The following is a 20,038-nucleotide window of genomic DNA, read 5'->3' on the forward strand; positions in this document are numbered from 1 at the left end:
TTAGCTGAGCGAGGGGCTGACCCCAAAATGTGTTTTCAGACCCCACAATTCCTCACAAGACCTATAGACGTACATATAATAGGTTAGATAAGGGGATTGGGAATGGGAGGAAAAAATATGCCCTCAATTATTAATTTAGGTTCATTAAATGTAAATTCCCTTCAACCGAACTCAAATGTCAATGTTGGTGAAACGGTGATCAATGGCATGGATGCCAACCGAAAATATAATTTAAATATGGGGGGGATTTACGGCTTTGCTAATATAAACACTGGAATTTTAAATATTAACAATGATAGTTTTGAAGTGATCGATGGGGTGATCTTTGACCAAGATGTAAAGCCAAATATTGGTGGAGGGGGAAATATATAGGCAACAAAATATGCCCCTGCCACTCCCCGAATAATCGTGTTTCCCTATAATCCGCTAATCCCCATTCATTCATAGGTTGGCGGGATTAGTTGTGGTGCAACATATTGAGAAAGTGGCGCAGCAACTTGAGGACCAGGAAAGGTTATTATTGCGATCCAAATGAAGTTCAGAAGTTCTGAATCCTATTTTTGTTGACCTGCCGCAGGAAAATTTCTGTCATGTGATCGGTGATAGTAAAGTGGGGGTTGGAAATTTCCGCTGCAGGCTTGTTCGTTTTTTGGGGACCACTCTGCTTTGTACGGCGATGGGTGGTTTTCTTGTGATCTAAAACGTTTTTTCAAATGACATGTGCAGCAGCTTCCCACACAACGCCCTTCAAAATTTCACGAATGAATTCAAGAAAACCGTCAAGGACAAAATCCTGACGGTTCAGTCAATCACAAATACCCGAGCATATCTTTAGAATCGGCTCCCCCATTTACCTCCAGTACAATTACACCATTTTTATATGGTCCTGCAGGTTTCTTCATTTTTTAGTGGCACAATTCTTTATGAACAGGTTTTTAAAAGGTCTTGCGCAATTTCTTTAAAATTTATACTATTGACCTTTTCGATTTTTTCAATCCAAGACTTGTTTATAGTAGAAGCCCCACTATAGGCTCCACACAATGAACCAACAATGGCACCATTCGTATCAGCATCATCACCTAAATTGACCACTGCTATTAAACCATCCGTCACAGATCCCTTTGCAGCATAAAATACGCCAAGCGATAATGGGATCGACTCATACGATTTCATTCCCGCACCTATATATTTATAGAGAAGTAAGCAGATTTCCTCTAGCGGCTTGTCTTGATTTCGGTCTACTATTTCCATAGCAAGATGGATTCTGGCAGCTACGGAAGGGGAAGGAATGTCATAGCCACTTTCTTCCCCTCTTATTGCCCCCAGTATGGCGGCTACCATTATTTCACTTGGTAAGCTTTTTCCTTCTATGGCTTTTGAAACGGCCGCAGCGATGGCACAGGCAGAGGCTACACCTGGTTTACTGCCATGTGAAGGCAATGCAGAAGCAATGGCATCTTGAATTGCAAGTTCAAAGTCGTGGTGGTGAAAGATGCCAATTGGAGCTACTCTCATTGCGGCCCCATTTGTGTCACCCTTTTTACCAGCCTCTAGATAATTGCCGCCGGATATAATAGTTTCCAAAAATAATCTTGTACTAGGACCAATGACTGTGGATTCTAGGATGTTATATTTGACTGCCCATTCTTTCATTTTTAGAATAAACAGCTCGGTATCAAATTTTCCAGCTTCTTTGAGTACGGATGATACAATTAAACTTTCTTGAGTATCATCCGTAATTCCCCCTGCTACAATACTGCTATGGGCCACTTGTTCTCGACTTGGAGTTACAAAATCTGTAATCTTTGAATATTCTTGTTTTATCTGACTTATAGACATAAAAGAGGCAGGCATTCCCAAGGCATCCCCAATGGCAGTTGCAATAAGGCAGCCATACGCTCTATCTAATAATGGATTCATCAACTCTCACCTACAATTTTTAAAATGTCCTTTAACGTAAAGTTTTTATGTGGGCCCATGAAGGTAGTGGTAAAGGCCCCACATGCACTGGCCAACTTAATGGATTTTTGCATATCATATCCTTGCAGCAATCCGTAAATTAATCCCCCTGCAAAGCTATCTCCTGCACCGGAGGTATCTATACATGAGACCTTATAGGAGGGGATAAACATCTGTTTTCCGCTGGAATTGTCCCATAAATTTACACCCAGTTTTCCTTTTTTCTCAACGAGCCACCGAACCCCTTTTTTGAAAAGCCAGCTTGAAAAATTCTCCTTTTTAATGTTTAATAGCACGATGATTTTTTCCAGCTCTCCTTCATTTGGGGTAATCATATCTGCCAAATTCATCATCGATAAGAGGATGTGTCGATCAATCTTGGAAACTAGGGAACCGGGATCAAATAAAATTTTTATTCCTAGATCTTTTGCTTTTTGAATATACTGAATAATGGTTCCCGCGAAGTTATCGTCTAATAAATAATATCCAGTTACAAAAAGGAAGGAGGTTTCCTTGAGTATATCTTCACGAATGATGTCAAAGCTAAACTCTGCCTCACATCCTTTATATGTGAGAAAGGTCCGCTCACCTGAGTCTTCCAATATTGATATACAATAGCCTGTCTTTTTGTTAGGGGTCATTTGAATACATGCTCTTGACAGTCCATGATCCAGTAAATAATCATTTATTTCTTTCCCACGTTCATCCATACCTAAAACGGAGGCAATTTGAGGCTTCAACCCTAGGTTTTTCAATGTCATTGCGACATTTATCGCACAGCCGCCAACTTTGTGAAAGGAATCTGTGATGATGGTATCTTCGCCTCTGGCGGGAAATTCATTTACTACTATATATTCATCAATGATAATACCGCCTAATAAAAGAATATGCTGATTCATGCAACTCTCCTTATTCAAATAGAATGGATTGATTTCCGGAATCCCAGCTTAAAAATATTTCGTCATTTATTTCAAATGGAACACCATCATTGTGATTTTGATTTTGGACTCTAATTTCCAGCCCTAAAGCTTCAATGAGATACATCGAAAGATTTCCGACATAAGTAATAAATTTTACTTTACCTTGAATATGCGGGTGGGATGGCCGGTTTCGGTCCATGCGAATTTTCTCAGGCCTTATGGAAATGATACAGTCTTGTCCCTTATTCAAAGAGTAATCGCCATGCGGCAGCAAAAAGCTCTGGCCGTTCTGTAACTCAAATTGGAGGTGATCTTTGATTTTTCCATAAAAGAAATTAGACTGACCAATAAAACTGGCAACAAATGTATTAATCGGTTTTTCATATATTTTTTGTGGTGTATCTATTTGAATTATTTTTCCATCTTTCATAACAGCTATCTGATCCGACAGCGTCATGGCCTCTTCTTGATCATGCGTTACAAACAGGGTCGTAATGCCAATGTTTTTCTGGATTTGTCTTAGCTCTATTTGCATATCTACCCGTAATTTTTTATCTAATGCACTTAAACTCTCATCAAGCAGCAAAAGACTGGGCTTAATGACCAATGCTCTGGCGAGTGCAACTCTCTGTTGCTGTCCGCCGGAAAGCTGCCGCGGTTTCCTATTTTCATATCCCGTCAGCTGTACCATTTCCAAGGCTTTTGAAACTTCTTTTTTGATTTCACCTTTTGTAAAATTTCTTTGCTCCAACCCATACGCAATATTCTGGCTGACTGTCATATGCGGGAATAGTGCATAATTTTGAAAGACTAATCCGATATTTCTTTTATACGGAGGTAATCGATCTATCATATTTCCTCCAATATTTATGGTTCCTTCGTCTTGGCGTTCAAACCCTGCTATTAAACGAAGGGTTGTAGTCTTTCCACAGCCTGAAGGGCCCAATAAGGATAAGAAAGTTCCTTTTTCTATATCAAGATTAATCCGATCAAGTACTTTGTTATTTTGAAAAGACTTGCTTAAATTTTTAATCGCCAAGTATCCCATGACTACCCCTCCTACTTGAATAAATATTTTAATGAAGCCTTCATCACCATAATAATGAAAAGAATAACAATCGTTGTACCCGCCAGGATGATCGTTGACACTGCATTGATGACAGGGGTAAATCCAAATTTAATAGAAGAGTAGATTTCAATCGGTAATGTTGAATGCCCGCTAGGAATAAGAAAATAAGACAAAATAAAATTATCAAATGAAATCACAAAAGCCAGGAAACCTCCAGCTAACATGGCTGGAAACAATAAAGGCAAAGTGATTTTTCGAAATGTAGTCCACTCATTTGCTCCTAGACTGGCCGATGCTTCATTTATCGTAAGATCCAGACTCTGTAATCGGGCCTTAATCACCATAACAGTGTAAGGAAGAGATACAATAATATGTCCAATGAGTAGTACAAAATAGTTTTTATCTAATTTCAAAAAGTTTAACAACAATAATAATGCTAGTCCGAGTATTAACCATGGTATAGTCAGTGGTAAGATAACCAGTGAATCTATCCATTTTTTCCACTTTGATTTTGTTTGTACAATCCATAGCATCAACATAGTAGCTAAAATGACACAGAAAATGGCCGTTACGGCAGCAATATAAATACTGGTCAAGGAAGCGTCAATCAATGTCTGATCATTGGCAAGGTCCTTATACCAGCGGGTGCTAAATTGGAAAGGAAGAGAGTTATATTGAGACTTATTAAAAGACATCAACATTAAAACCGCTATAGGAGCATACAAAAATATAAAAATAATACCTGTATACAGCCAGCCGAACCCTTTTTTAATCATCATCACACCTCTTCCTTCGCAAATTTTGACAAGATCGCTATGGAAATCAGTACAATCATTAATAGGATAAAGGCTATTGCTGCCCCAAAATTCCAACCGTATATTTCGAAAAATTGATCCTCAATGACTGTACCAATCACTGACCCCTTCGTTCCGCCCAAAATTCTTGGCTCTACAAATACGCCTAAGCTTGGAACAAATACGAGAATGGACCCTGAGATAATCCCGGGTTTACTCAAAGGTAATATGATTCTCCAAAAGGTTGTGAACGGTCCAGCATTTAAACTTTTGGAAGCTTCAATGATGGAATGATCCATTTTTTCTAAAGACATATAAATGGTGATCACCATGTAGGGGAAAAAGATATGTACAAGTGCAATAATAACTGCTGTCTGGGTGAATAGAATCCCCAAAGGTTCTGAACCGATTAAATGAAACTTTCTTAGAATCATTTCTAGAATGCCGCCATCTCTTAACAGATTTTGCCACGAATAAGCCCTAACAAGCTGACTGGTCCAGAAGGGAATAATAATAGCGATTAATATGATGGTTTTACCGCTATTGATCACTTTTGCCATAATATAAGCCATAGGATAGCCGATTAAAATACAAATGATGGTGACGATTAGACTGGTTGAAATCGTTTTCCAGGTTAATTTTAAATAAAACCCTTTTTGAAAAAAGTCTAGATAGTTCGACAGGGTTAAATGAGGATCGGCCCCATCGCTAAGAAAGCTAAAATAAACCATGATAAATAACGGAATGACACAGAAAGCAATTAATAACAATACAGGTGGGCTCACCAACCAAAATTTTTTATTCACTCAGATTTCCCCTCCTTCTTTCATTAAATTAAGGGCAGCAGTGACACCCGTGCTGCCCTCATTTTAAATATTATTGTGATTTCACCTCTTGCCACATCTCATTCCATTGTTTCTTTTCAGCATCGGAGTGATAAGAAATAAAATGAAGTTTAGCAATGGTTTCCTCATTTATGCCCATTTGTTTCACAAATTCAGCATCTAAGTTTTTCGTAACCTCAATATTAACAGGGTTGGGCCCACCTTTTTTAACCCAATCTTCCTGGAACTTTTTGCTCAACATATAGTCAATAAACTTTACTGCGAGGTCATAGTTTTTTGAATCCTTTACAATGGCCCAGTTATCAACCCAGCCTATGGCACCTTCCTTTGGTATTACGTAATTAATAGGTTCGCCATTCTTTTTCATTGCAGCTGCTTGTCCACTCCACATAAGCCCGACTGTAATTTGTTTGCCAGCAAATAGTTTTGAAAATTCATCACCAGTTTTCCAATAGGTTCTATTCAATTGTTTTTGTTCAACTAATTTTTTCTTAATTGCGTTTAAATCCGATGGGTTATTTGGATTTTGTCCTAGTGCTAGTGCCGCTGTCATCACTGCATCATTGAAGTCATCCCTAAAGGCTATTTTTCCCTTATATTTTTTATCCCAAAGGATATTTACGGTATCAACATTTTCTTTAATTTCATTAGAATTATAGGCTAAGCCTGTAGACCCCCATACCCATGGAACCGCATAGACTTTATTATCTTTCTGATTTTCAGGAAGTTTTTTAAATTGGTCAAAAATATATTGATAGTTTGATAGTTTGGTTGTGTCAATTTCTTCAAGTAAGTTTTCTTTAATGGCAACAGGAAGAATAGATGCATTAGGGAGGATTAAATCAATTTTTCCCACCCCTCCCGTTCTTAATTTTGTAAGCAGTTCTTCCTCCGAGGCCATATATTGGTGGGTGATTTTTACGTTATATTTTTTTTCAAATTCTTTAACAACAGCTGGATCATCTGAACCATAGTCTTTCCAATTTACGATGACCAATTCTTTTTTGCCTTTATCCGTTGAACTTTTAGAAGAAGAACACCCAAAAGCGCTTACAATTAATAAAATAAAAATTATTATCAATCCTAGAGACTTTTTTAACATGGCTTATCTCCCCTAATTAATATTTGTCATTATTTTAATTTCAATATTATCTCCATAAATAACGGATACTTTTTCAATTTCGGTATTTTCTTCATTTAATACCTTTCCTTCAGCCTTCATTAAGATGGAATTTTCTGATTTAACCCTAAGGATTTCCCTTGTTCGGTCGTCTATCATAACAGGACTTAAGGTAATTTCTGAGTGTCTTGGATAAATATTGTATTCCTCACGCATGATTCTATATAGCGAATCAGTCGCAAAATTATATTTCTCAATACTAGGAAACAAACTGATTGGTAATAAAGAAGTATCAATAGTTAGAAAAAGGACTTGTCCATCTTTCTTTACGCCTCTGGCTCTTACCAATTTAAAATAATCTTTTCCATCAATCGTAACATTTTCTTGTGCTAAAACTTTGGAAACAGGTGTTTCATTTTTAGTTTTCAGATAATCTGTAAATCCACTAAAATTCCAAATACTGTATTTAACCTGTCTAATACAAACAAAAGTTCCTTTTCCTTGATTTTGATAGACCAGCCCTTCTTTAACCAACTCTGAGATCGCCTTTCTTACTGTACCTCTCGTAGTATTGAACGTATTCATCATAGTCGTTTCGGAAGGAAGTAGGTCGCCTTCTTTGTATTCCCCCTTTAAAATTAGCTCCTTTATGATTCTATGTAATTGAACATAGAGCGGAACCACATCATTTTTATCAAGCGATTTTGTTTCCATTTCCACACAGCCCCATTCGTCAGTTTCTTATGTAGTTGTTTGGTTATGTGTACAAGTGATATATACATAACTGATTATAGAGAAGAAATAATATAATGTAAAGACCAAATTTTCGAAAAATTTCGTTCGAATGTAACTCTTTTTATAGCAAAATAAGGAGCGATTCCCTGGCACCACCTGAAACAACAGTTCTGCCAGCCTTTTTTCATGCTTTGTAACAAAAGGACCATCTGGCAATATACTATTAGGATTGAGCCGCTATTTTTTTATCTTTTCGGAGGATAATAGTAACTTCCTTATCATTAAATAGGCACAAAATAGGCACAGGAAATAAATGTTAAATTTTAACGTTTTTCTAGTACTTTTTTCACAAAAATTTAATAATTTTATCCCTTTTGATTACCAAATTAGTCATTATTTATGATATTCTTTATTTGTCAGAAAAATTTCACTTATACATTTTTCACATCTAGTTAGTCACCTATTTTTTGCGGCTTGATTGCTCACATTTTCACATATAACTTAGCACTGAGATTTGTTGTACCAGCGTGTGACAGTTGGTTCTTCTTTATAAAAACGACTTCTTGGTAACCGCTTGTACAGATCATTGACAACGGAAGGGTGGTGATGAAGCTGTGAGCTACTAAAAAACCAAGAGCTGCGATCCTGTTTGAGACAGTGCTCTCGGTTAAGTATTTCAACCTAAACTAACGAATTATTAGTATATATATCGATCGAAACTGAATACAATCAAAATGATGTTAAGAGGCGAATAAATTGAACAGTAAAAAATTTTATTTTATCAAACCAGAGTTTATGTATATGGCAGGTTTTTATGATCGATACGGCAACCGATTCTCGGTTGTTCACGAAGTACATAGAACATTGATTGTTGAGCGTTCACCGATTGAAATTCTTGCAGATAGTATTAGACGTATTGGGTTTGATTTAAGAGGAGCGATTGCCACCGCCAAATCGATCCTTGGTGATATTCAGATGTGCCCGATCATGGTCAATCCCATCCATCAAATTTGTGTCTTTCCAACGAAGTCAGCAAAGAACGATGACACGATATGGTTTAATCCCAATCAAATTATCAGAACCAAGTGCTGTTGCCAAAAAACTTTGGTACTATTAGGAAATGGACGCAGCATCCTCGTTCCCAACAAGCTGTCATCCTTTAACACGAAGCTGCAAAATGCCGACCAATTAAAAAAGATTACCACAGAATTCAGAAACAATCCGGTCACATTCACGATCGAACCAAAGCGTGATCGATTGGATTTCGTAACTAAACGCGTACAGAAACGCAAAAAATACACCGACAAAATGAATAAGGGGAAATGACCCGGGGCAGATTCATAGACCAAGCAGTTGCGGCTGCTTGGTCTATGATTTGCTTTGGGGTTCTTGCAGAGGCCAAAAAGGCAAAAAAGCCAGAACATGATCCGTAGAGCAGCTTTTATTTATATATATCCCAAATCACTAGTGTTGCATTAATTTAATTTCACTATTAGGAATACTTGAAATGTTCAATTTTATTATTCTCTGCAAAGAAAAAGTCCTTTATAATGGATAGGTCAGGTGGTAATCCGTCCAAATCCAATATAAAAGGACTAGCTCATGGACAAGATTACACGAAAAACTTCATTTGGACAATGGTTTTCACCAATAAATCTTCAATTATTTGAGGAACAGGTGAAAACGATGAAATTATATAAATTGAACTTAAGTATTACAAAGTAAATTTAAAGGATTTCCATATATCACTTGTCGAATATTTAATAACCAAGAATGGACGGTGATATGTTATGAAATCCAATATTGAAGAATTATTAGAAGTTGAAAATAGACTTAAGCATGAGAATGGAAGGCGCATGTATGAGCGCTATCAAGCCATTCGTTTATATTTAATGGGTAAATCAATTCAAGAGATTACTATCATTCTTAAGCGAGCAGATAAAACAATCCGGACGTACATCAATACTTATAAAGAACATGGGTTAGATGGATTGACTATGAAATTCTCTACTGGAAAACCACCGCGATTAACCGCGGAACAACAGGCTCAATTGAAACAAACTATCATCGATAATCTTCCTCATGAGGTTGGGTTCCCGACAAAATTTAATTGGACCCTTGAGATCATTTCCTTATACATCAAACGTGAGTTTGGACATGATTACTCCATCCGTGGGGTTTCGAAAATGATGCATCGATTAGAGTTGAGTTACACTAAGCCGACATACACTTTAGAAGCCGCAGATGAAGAAAAACAAAAAGATTTTGTCGAAAATACCTTCCCAGAGGTAAAAAAAATACGATAACGGCGAAATTAGTCATATTTTGTTTGAAGATGAAAGTATGATTCGCGATTACCAGGCATTGCAATACACATGGTTTGCCAAAGGAAAGCAAAGAATCATTAAAACCACTGGTAAACATCGTGGCGTAAAACTATTGGCAACAGTTAATTACGTCACTGGAGAAGTGGTATGGCAGGAAGAAGAACAATATACTGCGGTGGAGTTTCTTGCTTTCCTTCGGAAAGTAACAGCTGCTTATCCAACCGGTAATATTGTCATGATCTTGGACAATGCGCGAATTCATCATGCAAAATTGCTTGAACCTTTTCTAAAAGAAATGGGTGGAAGACTAAAATTTATATTTCTACCGCCATACAGCCCTCAACTAAATGTGGTAGAGGGTCTTTGGAAATGGCTAAAATCAGATGTGATCAATAATGTTTTCTACCATAAAGTAGAGGAAATTCGTATAAACATTCGTGCCTTCATGAAGAACATCATGCAGGATCCCGTGAAAATTATTGACCGTCTTTGCGTAAGAATGGAATCCAATGCAATTTGGGAAAATCTTTAGTTCAACTTATATAGCAAAAAGAAAGGTCCTGTAAAGAATCTCTCTACAGGACCTTTCATTACAGTTTAAGATTCATCGCTGACTATTTATTACTTTGAAAGGTAGCCACCAGTAACAGTTACTTTAACTGGTGCTGCGCTTACTGCTCCTAAAGATAAGACTGCATTAAATACAGAATCCTTTGGAAGTTCTGTAACTGTTGCTTTATTTGTTCCGTTACCTGTAAACACAAGGTTGCCAGAAACTTTTGATAAAGTTAATGTTGTTTGTGCTTGCGATACAACTGCAGTACCATCAGCAAATGTATCTTTGCCATCCGCACTAGTTAATTCAACTTGTGCACCATATTGGTCAGTTACAACTACATTTACATTCGCAAGGTAACTAGCAAGTGTAAACGGTTCAGCTTTAGCATAGTCAAATTTATCAACAACTTTACTAGATGTTCCAGCAATGAAAGCATCTGCATCTTCAACTACATCAATTTTTGTTACTTTTGGAGCTACTTTAGAAATTGTAACTTCTTGAGTAAGTTTCTGACCGGTTGCATTGATTGTGACAGTTAAAGGAAGTTTAATTTCATTATTGTCACCATAAGAAGTGTAGGCATCTGCAACATCAATAGTACCATCTGCTACATCAGAATTAAACGTATCGTTTGTAGACGAAACAGTGTAATCTCCATCAGCTTTATTAAGCAACACTTTACTTCCATCCGCTAAAACACCATATACTTTTACTACTTTGTCATACGCATCATTATCTGAATTCCCAGCAGCTACTTCATCATATACAGTACCAATTGGTGCTACTTCATATGAAACGTATTCAGAGCCATTTGTTACACGGATAGTAGCATCAGCTGTGCTTGCTGCGATTGGGTTTTTACCATCAGCATCTGCAAGTACAAATTGAATTGTTTCAGTACCATTCTTAGTACCAGCAGTTAATACTACTCCTTCATCATATTTTATTACATGGTTTGGTGAAGCAGCTACAGTTACGATATCAGAATCAGTATTATCCTTTACAAGAATTCCTTTCGAATTATCCTGTAAATATTTTGTTACATCAGCTGATTTCATAACACGACCGAATTGGTCTTCAACAACTAAATCAGAAACATTAATAGTTTTAGTTTTCTTAGCTACAAGTGTTAAAGGATCTTTTAATCCACGAACAGTAGTAGGAACAGCAGCCTTTTCAACTTTAATGGTTGCAGTAGCTACCTTAAATGTTGAAGATTGAGCTACTAACGGGAATACACCGTCAGCTGTGTTTGTACCAGCTGGAACTTTAATATAAAGATTTCCATCTTCACCTTTTACAAATGCATTTGAAACTTGAGTTGTTCCAAAAGTTACTTTAACACCTTTTTGGGCGTCGTTTAATACTTTTACATCTGTAATAGCTTTACCATCTTTATCGAGAACAGATGCAGGGACTAAAATATCTTCTTTAGCAACTGCTAGTGCCGGAGCTGAAAGATTAACAACATCGGTACGAGTAGCTTCAGCTACTGATACCTTATAAGAAGCACTTTTTCCAGTAGTAGTTGAAATTAAAGTAACTTGGTTTTCTCCGGCCTTTTGAAGGTTAGTTAATTTTAAGCCAAGTTGTTTTTTACCGTTAATAGTTAAATCAGTTAAAGTAACTTTATTTCCTTCACCTTCTGTTTGAATAACAGTAGGATTTGCTTCATACTTAACTAAACCAGCTGCAGCAACATCTTTATCAGTAATTGCGTTACCATATTGGTCTTTTACGTCTACTAATAGATAGAATTCATCTGTTCCTAGAACAGTATCTTCATTTAGGTTTTTTCCATCTTTATTGTAAATGCCTGAAATTGCTACGTCAGCAACTGTAGATGCCGCAGATAAAGTAACTACTTGAGTAGCTGATTTTGCACTAGCAACATCAATAAGAGTGATTGGAAGTTTATCTCCAACTTTAGCGCCTGATGCTAAAGTAAGTGTAACAACACCGTTTGAAGCTACTATCGATGAACCATTAGTTTGTAAAGTTGTCGCTTTTGTAATGTCTTCACCATATTGGTTTTTTACTTGGTAAGAAACAGTTGCTGTTTTAGGACTAGCAGTATTATCTACAACTGCATCAGTAGACAAGATTTGAATAGACTCTACTCTTTCATCTTCTACAGAAACAGTTTTAGTTAAAGTTTCGTCAGTAAGACCTTTAACATTTACTGTGTAATCACCCTTAGTAAGTTTAGTAGAAAGTTCAAGTGCTACAGATTTACCATCTGAAGCCCATGTAGTTTTAGAAACGTTTTGTTTGATTGTAGATTTAACTACTTCAAGAGTTGCTTTAGTTGTATCTACAGCTTTGTTAAATTTAACTTCTAAAGTTTTAGAGTTAATCGCACAAACCTAACCTGGAATTTTGGCTTTTTTGAGTGCCCCTCAAACCCAACGGACACAAGGGATTGGGCGATTTCTTCAGTTGGTAGCTTAGTAAAAAACGAGTGAAAAAAGAGTAGTTTGTGGAAGAGCTTAGGAAAAGATGAGTGAAAGCTGGAATAGGAAAAAAAGAAAAGTCCCGACAAAACCGTAAGAGACCGGAACCTTCAAAATGAAAAAATCGAGACGAATAATCAGAATCCCGAAAACCCCGTAAAACCCGATAGAAAAAAAAGAGAAAAAAACGTACCTTGTAAAATAAAAAACTATATATAATATGTAGAAACTCGTCACAAACTCCAGAAAATAGAACAAGAACCAACAAAAAAATAGAACACCAAACGCCCTAATACGGTTAACACCCTATCTCCTCACAAGTTACCTACTTTTCTATCAATCTTTCAAATACTCCATTTTCTCACCGGGACAACGGGTTGGCCGGGAACTCAAGGAGCGGACAACAAAAAAAGCGGGGTTGGTTTTCCCATTCCCCGCTAGACTTGCAGTACACTGTTCAACTGCTCTTCGTATCCGTACTTTTTGAAAAACTCCGCCAAAGCTACCTCGATGATGTCCCTCTGTGTGACGTTGAACTCCTTGCTGAAATCATTCAGCAGGGTCTGCAAGGAAGTCGGAAGCCCTAGCGTCTTGTTGGCTTTGGCTCCTTTGAACTTGTAGCGTGGGAGCGTGCCGCTGTTCTGCGGCTCTAGTAGCTCGTACAATCGCTCCTTCCTGTCCAGCAAATACGCCAACAAGTCCCGATACTCGTCTGGCAGCTCCTCCACCTTCCCGGATGCTTTGCCTTGCGTATGTCTGGCTTGCACTCGCTGTTTTTTCGCCATGTTTTCATCGTACTCGTAGTTGTTGATGTCGCTGTTCCACACATACCCTTGCGACTTCATGTATTCTCCCATCTCTTCGATGGTGGAAAAGCCGTTTTTGATGGCGACCTGCCGGATGTCCGCATATTTTTGCTCCAACTGCCTGACTATCTGCGCCGCCTTTGTCTGGACGAAACGGGCCTCCTCCACTGCATCCGTCCCTCCTTCTCCTGGCGGCTCAAACGTTTTGCCTTTCCAGCGGAACCCTCTCCGTCTGAAATACATGTCGATGGTTGACCAGTTCTTGTTGCCGAAATGCCTTACTATCTCCTCTTTTGTCTTTCCTTCTGCCAACATGGCAAGGGTCTGGCTGATTTTCGGGTCATCATATACAGATGGGTCAATCGCTGTCATCTGTCCATTCCTCCTTAGAAATCAATTTGGTTGACGGCTTCTTTGAGGTTATTTGGATGAACGTGCAAATAGACAGACGTGGTTTTGACGCTGGCATGTCCCAGCAGGCGCTGAATGACCGCCACGTGCGTGTCCTTTTTGACCAGATAGCTGGCGAAGGAATGGCGGAGAATGTGGCTGGTGACGTGCTTCGTGATTCCCGCCTTTTTGCACGCCTCTTTCAGAATGCGGTTGACGTACTGGTCGCTGACGGTTCCTGTCTTTTTGAGAGCGAAGAAGAAGAGAGAATCCGTCTTTGGTCGATGAAACTTCAAGTAGGTTTGCAGTTGTGATTTCAGCCTATCACTCATCGGCACGGTTCGGTTCTTCCCTCCCTTTCCGTTGATGACTTGGATATATCCGTCTTCTAGGTTGACGTCATGCAGCGTGAGGTTGATGCATTCGTTGACTCGGAGCCCCGTGTACGCCATCGTCATCGCAAAATAGTGCAGGACAGGATGGTCAATCGCCTGAATGATGGCTTCCACCTCTTCCCGGTTGAGATAGATGCGCTCCGAATCCGGCACTTTGACACGCTCGAAGTCTTCCAGTGGATTTTCGGAGAGTATCCGCTTTTTCTTCATGCATTGGAAAAACGTTGATAGAGCGTTGATTTTGCGGTTCACCGTTCTCGGTTTGCAGCCTCGTTCATTGGCTAGATAGCTGACAAACTCCTCTACATGCCGCACGGTGATGGCATCCACCAATACGGGGCTGTTGGACTTTGAAGTCATCCAGCGGTTGAATTGGTTGATGTCGACAAGGTAGCCTCTCATCGTTTCTCCACTCATTCCCCTCATCGAAAGCCATTCTTCAAATACCGAAATGGCTTGGTTCAACAATAGGCTTGTAATCTCTACTTGATTCATAGTTTATTCTCCCCTTTTTTTTTATTGGAAAGGCAAAGGAGCTATCCTTTGCCTAGTTTGCTAGAATCCAAAATAGTTCCTTGCCTCTTGGTCAGCGTTTATCGGATGTTCTTGTTGCTGTATCAAACCCTTGAGAGTTTCCAACGGTAGTTTGATGTTGTAGGTTGTGTCTTGGAGCTTTTTCGGCACTTTTTCTGTACCCAGTATCTTTCTGCGCTCTTCCTGTTCCGAGTCCTCAAATATTTTTGTACGCTTGGTTGCTCTATCACCCTCTGTCACCAACCAGCCTTTCTCTTTCCAGTCACGAACGACTACTTTAGGGTCATCGAAACCACCCTGCCTCAATTGTTGTTCTAGAATGTGCTTTAGAAAAGCAACTTCCACATATTCCGGATGTCTGAACATTTTTCCCCAGCAGTTGATAGGATTGCTGTAGCTTCCATCCCTGCGAAAGTTGATTTGATGCTGGATGAACAGCTGAGTGACAAAGTTGAGTGCTTTTGCGCCAATATCTCTCGCCATCATTCGCTCCTTCTCTTCCTCAACAAGGAAGGAAAGGATACTTTCTAGGTCAAGCATCAGTCCGAGTGCTTCATTGGCAATATCACCAGCAGCAAGGATGATGGCATATTTCTTGGCAATTCTTGTCCGGAACGGACTATCAGGCAAAGCAGTAATACAACGCTCTTGCCAGTATTGCCACACTTCCTCCATGATAGGCAATCCTTGTTCAAACAAGAACTGTATGAAAGCCTGTCCTGCATGACCGTAATTCTCTTGAATCACATCACGTATGGCATCCGCATTTTCAGCAGAAGTCGTCCAACTAATGTTCGAAAACTCAAACGCCCGAACCGTCAACCCAACATTTTGATTTGTTCGCTCAAAGATGGACTGTTCACCTGTGGAGATGATTGTAGTTGCCCAAGAAGCTTGCTTCCGCTGCTTCATTTCATCATTCAATCGGTATTTTTCCAGCCCATTGACCATCACATAGAATTCGCTGGTAAGCGATTTAGCATCGCTCATGGACAATTCGTCCAACACAACTGGTATGCCGTAGTTGCCACCCAACATATTGGGGATAGCATTCTTTGTTCCATTCCAAGATTTCATCAATCCCTTTTTCTTATTAGATGGCAGACCGAATATAGAAGTAGCCAGTAGTGCACCCGTTGTTTTCCCTTTGGTACTGTCACCGGCTAGGTGAATCAGCAATGTATCTACATCATCGAATTTTTTTGAGAGATACCCTACCAAGGGAGCTGAAAACCCGATACATAGCAACGTTTGGAGCGGGAGATGTGGAAGAACTTCTGCATATACCATGCCTTTCCATACTTCCAGTGCCCCTTTTGGCTCTAGGTTATAGGAACCTTCCTTACTATCGTTGCAAGCTAAGATATTAGGTTGATGAGGAAACTCATAATGATGTCGAAATGTCATGACCCCATCCTCTTCCTCATGCCAACCGACTTCTCGATATATCTCTCTGTGAGGAGCCAGCTTCTGTTGTTCTTGGAGAAAGATAGCAACTAGCTTACTGTACTGGTGTGAAACATCCACCCCTTTTCCAGAAAGCTTAATGAGCTCATTTGGAATGAGTTGCTCCAACCGTATAGGAATTTCATGAAACTTCCCTTTGTAGCGGTAGCATAGGGTAGCATGGACGTCTTTCGTATCACGATTTTGTACGGTTTCTTTGATATACATGGGTTCACTAATCTTATGGGCTGTAACCTCGTTCGTTTCCTTATCGAGTTCATTCAGAAACAGCCCTTTACTGTTCAGAACAAAGTTTTGTATCTGATAGGATTTCCCCTCTTGAAGGCGGCTTGTTTCAATGACAAGTGATTTAGTTGTTGGTGTATTTGGGTTCATGTAAATAGCTCCTTCTCTTCATAGTTAGTAAGGGGGAAAGAAGAAATACTTCCCCCACAATAGTGTCGTGGATTGCTATTTTGCTATTTGAACTGCTTGCTTTTCCGCCAGCTCACTTAAAGAGCAAATATCCACAACCTCTACAGTCAGTTTACCGTTACGAAGCACGCTCTCTACTTTGATTCCGCACTCAAGCCCCACTAGGTCACTTAGTCGAATATCAGTTTCCTGTTCGCTTCTTCCTAGCGTACAATCCACGAGTTTTGCAAAGTCTATATCATCACTTGAATACAACGGAAAATTATGCTGGATTGCTGCATAGTTTTCTGTACAGAACAGGACCGATATCCTATCGTCAAAGAAATGCACGCCCTCACTTTCCCAAATGGTAAAAATCTTTGCTTTTATGAACTTTCTACAAGGAGGATACATTAGTGAAACCTTTTTCCCTCTTATTTTCATTTTGTCCCTCTCCTTCAAAGTATTGATTTATGTTTGCAGGAGAAGTATGCCACAAAATATTCAACAATCGCAATAATAATTCAAAACAGAACCCAATATTCACGCTTAAAATCAACGATGTCAAGGTGATTTAATGAATATTTATGCATTATTTATTCATAAAAAAGAGGAATTTCAGGCAGAAAGCATTGCTCACCTATCGAATCGGTTTATTCAGTTATTTTTGCTTAGCGACTAAGCCTTCCAGCCGGAAAGTTAAGATTTCATAGTAAAATTATAAAATTGTGTCGAAAATGTGAATTTTTTTATTGTGAAAATTTTATCCTGAAGTTCCGACTGCAAAAGGACTATAAAAAAAAGGCAGCGCAAGCTACCTAGATGTTGTTTTTTGAAAAGGCTTAGTACTTCCTCTTTCTGCTCATTTCTTCGAGGACAATTTTTAGTATTTCAACTACCACATTCCAATTCTTCATGTGCTCCTCTCCTTTCTATTCACTTCTATAGCAGCTGGACGGCATCCATTTTCTCTTGTCGTGTGGTTTGAATATAATAGCGAGCTGTAACTTGAACCGAACTATGCCCGCAAATCTTGCTAACAGTTGTCAGGTCTACCCCTCTTTTCAGCAACCTAGATGCAAAGCTCCTACGAAATTTGTGAGGATGCAACTTGAACCCAACCTCTTCCGAAACTTTCGCCAGCCAATCTCTAACCGCATCCCGATGCATTTTTTCTGACCTCTGACTGACCAAGAGATAGTCGCTATGGTGGAAAACGGACTCGGAACGCTCGTCCTTCATGTACTCCCTTATTAAATGGAGGACATCCTGCCGGAGCCCGATTTCGCGCCTCTTTCCGCCTTTTCCGTTTGCCACTATGAGTTGGCTCGTCAAGAAGTCGATGTCTACAATCCGAATTCCTACCAGTTCACTGACCCTCACACCTGTATACAACAAGAGATAGACTATCAGCTTGTTCCTTATGCTCACTTTCCGTCTGTCCTCAACGTAGAAGAGCAACTTCTCCACCTGCTCCTCTGAAAGTATATCTACAACATCCTCACTTCCAGCTGCTATTTTGATTCTATCCCTCTTCAATTGGATGAATGATTCGCTTACTATTCCTTTGGTTTTTAGAAAATCGTTGTAAACCTTTAGGCTGTTAACCTTCTTGTTGATGGTTGAAACGGCATAGCCCTCTTTTATCAGGTGTTCCTTATACCTCACAAAAGAGAAGCGAGAAAGAACTGGTATATCCTTGTGCTTCTCCTCCAGATAGGATTGAAATCCTTTGACATCGTTCACATACGACTCGATTGTTTTGTCTGCTTTGCCCTCCTCAAAAAGCCAGTTTGAAAACTCCTCTATATACAAGCGACATTCACCTCCAAGCACAGAAAAAGGCTATTGATGTAGTTGTTATACACCAATAGCCCTTTACACATTTTCTATTTTCATTTTTTGTTTTTTCTCCTTCCAACTCACGACAGTAATATAATAATGTCGGGAGTTTTTTGGCATTGGAAGCATGGCGGTTCCTTGTCGTTCATCGAATCTGCCATGTATGGTTGGAATCCTTTTAGTTTTGTCGTGAGTTTTTGAAAAGAAATGTCGTGAGTTGGTCTCATTCCCGGCTGATTCGCTCCAAGTAGCGGATATAGCTCTGCAATAGGTTCCGGTCGTCACGGTCTGCAATCCGGCGCAGAGCGGCTTCGATTTCCCTTTCGTTAATCTCAATCTCTTCGTCTATCACCTCCTCCAACAACATTTGAACAAGCTCATCTTCGCTAAGCATCTCGCCGTAGCCATCCAGCCCGTAGCTGTATTCCCGATAGTACGGCACCCCGTCAATGATAATGCGGTGATATTTTGCCATTTTCCCTTCCCCTTTCATTTGGTCTATCCTTAATATTCCAGGACGAAAATCCGCCAATCTTAGACATATATTTCGTAAGCGATTGACTCCCCATTCTTTATCCACACTTCGTACAATTTCTCCTTCGTTTCCTCATTTCTTACAAAACCCGCTATCCACTCATTTCGTTTTTCATCAACATAGCTTAGAGTCTCAAAAAGCAGCGGATTCGGGAGTTTTTCCAGATGCTCTTCAGGCACAAGATAGTTATCCAGCTCTTCGTGATAGAATTCATACGCTTCATAGCCCACCTCGTCAATATTGACTGCTACGTTGAATATTCTTTTCATTGTCCTTACAAACCAATTCATGTGTAACATCATCTCGTCTCCTCTCAAATATATCCTTTTTCTTTTAGAGACAAATATCTGTCAGTGCAAACAATCAAATGATCTAGCACATCAATACCAACAATTCTTCCAGCCTCTACTAACCGCTTGGTTACTTCAATATCTTCCCTCGACGGCTCGCAATGACCGCTGGGATGATTATGGGCTACGATGATAGAAGCCGAGTTTGAGAGAATGGCAGCCTTCATCACCTCCCTCGGATGAACGATACTAGCGTTCAAGCTCCCTACATGGCAGACATTGATGGCAGTCGGCTGGTTTTTCGTGTCAAGGCAGACAACGACAAACTTCTCACGGTCTGCTTCCACAAGAAACGGATTCAGCAGCTTGTACGCATCTTCCGGGGATTTGATTTGCCGCTCCTTGTACAGCACGCTAGACTCACGAACGAGCTTCAGGCTTACAATGTTGACGCGCTTCGCTGGCTGTTTGGCAGACACCTCTCTTTCTAGCAATTCTAGCTGTTGGTGGCTGATGGTTTGATACTTGCTCATCCTTTTCCCTCCTAAACAAAAATAGCCCCAATTCCCCGAAAGGAATTGAGGCTTTATGACTGTAAGTTCAAA

The 20,038-nt window shown here is 39.4% G+C and carries 19 protein-coding genes and 1 pseudogene; 4 read left to right on the forward strand and 16 right to left on the reverse strand.

The window, feature by feature from the left end; genetic code table 11:
* Positions 1–102 precede the first annotated feature (102 nt).
* The gene (locus JK635_RS13650; RefSeq protein WP_235888097.1) at positions 103–372 is read left to right on the forward strand and encodes a hypothetical protein; all 270 of its coding nucleotides are present in this window, start codon (positions 103–105) and stop codon (positions 370–372) included.
* Between the two features lie 549 nt (positions 373–921).
* Here the strand turns inward: JK635_RS13650 and JK635_RS13655 are convergent.
* The 7 genes from JK635_RS13655 to JK635_RS13685 form a co-directional block, all read right to left on the reverse strand.
* Entirely contained in the window at positions 922–1,920 is a 999-nt protein-coding gene (locus tag JK635_RS13655; RefSeq protein ID WP_202654519.1) for an ADP-ribosylglycohydrolase family protein, read from the reverse strand.
* The gene (locus JK635_RS13660; RefSeq protein WP_202654520.1) at positions 1,920–2,858 is read right to left on the reverse strand and encodes a carbohydrate kinase family protein; all 939 of its coding nucleotides are present in this window, start codon (positions 2,856–2,858) and stop codon (positions 1,920–1,922) included. Before JK635_RS13660 ends, JK635_RS13655 begins: the two co-directional genes overlap by 1 nt.
* Before the next feature lie 10 nt (positions 2,859–2,868).
* Entirely contained in the window at positions 2,869–3,927 is a 1,059-nt protein-coding gene (locus tag JK635_RS13665; protein WP_202654521.1) for an ABC transporter ATP-binding protein, read from the reverse strand.
* 11 nt (positions 3,928–3,938) lie between these two features.
* Entirely contained in the window at positions 3,939–4,727 is a 789-nt protein-coding gene (locus JK635_RS13670; protein ID WP_235888098.1) for an ABC transporter permease, read from the reverse strand.
* The gene (locus JK635_RS13675) at positions 4,727–5,548 is read right to left on the reverse strand and encodes an ABC transporter permease (RefSeq protein ID WP_202654522.1); all 822 of its coding nucleotides are present in this window, start codon (positions 5,546–5,548) and stop codon (positions 4,727–4,729) included. Before JK635_RS13675 ends, JK635_RS13670 begins: the two co-directional genes overlap by 1 nt.
* A gap of 70 nt (positions 5,549–5,618) precedes the next feature.
* A complete protein-coding gene (locus JK635_RS13680) occupies positions 5,619–6,689 on the reverse strand; it encodes an ABC transporter substrate-binding protein (RefSeq protein WP_202654523.1) in 1,071 nt (356 codons plus the stop codon).
* 12 nt (positions 6,690–6,701) lie between these two features.
* Positions 6,702–7,421, reverse strand: coding sequence for a GntR family transcriptional regulator (locus tag JK635_RS13685; protein WP_202654524.1), 720 nt, complete (start codon positions 7,419–7,421; stop codon positions 6,702–6,704).
* Positions 7,422–8,198: 777 nt separating this feature from the next.
* On the opposite strand from JK635_RS13685, the gene JK635_RS13690 reads away from it, so the two are divergent.
* From JK635_RS13690 to JK635_RS13695, 3 genes and pseudogenes are all read left to right on the forward strand, one after another.
* Complete coding sequence (locus JK635_RS13690) at positions 8,199–8,768, forward strand: competence protein ComK (protein WP_202654525.1); 570 nt, start codon at positions 8,199–8,201, stop codon at positions 8,766–8,768.
* Between the two features lie 276 nt (positions 8,769–9,044).
* Positions 9,045–9,161: pseudogene (locus JK635_RS26970) on the forward strand (IS4 family transposase); the annotation flags it as partial.
* A 71-nt stretch (positions 9,162–9,232) separates the two neighbouring features.
* Positions 9,233–10,301, forward strand: a protein-coding gene (locus tag JK635_RS13695) for an IS630 family transposase (RefSeq protein ID WP_235888099.1) whose coding sequence is annotated in 2 segments (ribosomal slippage) — positions 9,233–9,742 and positions 9,744–10,301 — 1,068 coding nt in all. Because the reading frame shifts where the segments join, the coding sequence is not laid out codon by codon here.
* An 89-nt stretch (positions 10,302–10,390) separates the two neighbouring features.
* Here JK635_RS13695 and JK635_RS13700 read toward each other — a convergent pair.
* The 9 genes from JK635_RS13700 to JK635_RS13740 all read right to left on the reverse strand — a co-directional run bounded on the left by JK635_RS13700 (position 10,391) and on the right by JK635_RS13740 (position 19,966).
* Positions 10,391–12,430, reverse strand: a complete 2,040-nt coding sequence (locus tag JK635_RS13700) for a hypothetical protein (RefSeq protein WP_202654526.1) — start codon at positions 12,428–12,430, stop codon at positions 10,391–10,393.
* Positions 12,431–13,218: 788 nt separating this feature from the next.
* A complete protein-coding gene (locus tag JK635_RS13705) occupies positions 13,219–13,959 on the reverse strand; it encodes a hypothetical protein (RefSeq protein WP_202654527.1) in 741 nt (246 codons plus the stop codon).
* Positions 13,960–13,973: 14 nt separating this feature from the next.
* Entirely contained in the window at positions 13,974–14,867 is an 894-nt protein-coding gene (locus JK635_RS13710) for a tyrosine-type recombinase/integrase (protein WP_202654528.1), read from the reverse strand.
* A 60-nt stretch (positions 14,868–14,927) separates the two neighbouring features.
* On the reverse strand, positions 14,928–16,748 hold the full coding sequence (locus JK635_RS13715) for a DUF927 domain-containing protein (protein WP_202654529.1): 1,821 nt from the start codon (positions 16,746–16,748) through the stop codon (positions 14,928–14,930).
* A 75-nt stretch (positions 16,749–16,823) separates the two neighbouring features.
* Positions 16,824–17,210: a hypothetical protein gene (locus JK635_RS13720; protein ID WP_202654530.1), complete on the reverse strand. Its 387-nt coding sequence runs from the start codon at positions 17,208–17,210 to the stop codon at positions 16,824–16,826.
* A gap of 498 nt (positions 17,211–17,708) precedes the next feature.
* A complete protein-coding gene (locus JK635_RS13725) occupies positions 17,709–18,581 on the reverse strand; it encodes a tyrosine-type recombinase/integrase (protein ID WP_202654531.1) in 873 nt (290 codons plus the stop codon).
* Between the two features lie 250 nt (positions 18,582–18,831).
* On the reverse strand, positions 18,832–19,101 hold the full coding sequence (locus tag JK635_RS13730) for a hypothetical protein (RefSeq protein WP_235888100.1): 270 nt from the start codon (positions 19,099–19,101) through the stop codon (positions 18,832–18,834).
* 41 nt (positions 19,102–19,142) lie between these two features.
* Positions 19,143–19,445 (reverse strand): hypothetical protein, encoded by a 303-nt coding sequence (locus JK635_RS13735; RefSeq protein ID WP_235888101.1) that lies wholly within the window; start codon positions 19,443–19,445, stop codon positions 19,143–19,145.
* Positions 19,446–19,456: 11 nt separating this feature from the next.
* Positions 19,457–19,966 carry a JAB domain-containing protein gene (locus tag JK635_RS13740; RefSeq protein WP_202654532.1) on the reverse strand — a complete coding sequence of 170 codons (510 nt, stop codon included), beginning with the start codon at positions 19,964–19,966 and terminating at the stop codon, positions 19,457–19,459.
* Between the last annotated feature and the right edge of the window lie 72 nt (positions 19,967–20,038).

It is taken from the genome of Neobacillus paridis (assembly GCF_016765675.1).
Lineage (GTDB): Bacteria > Bacillota > Bacilli > Bacillales > Cytobacillaceae > Neobacillus > Neobacillus paridis.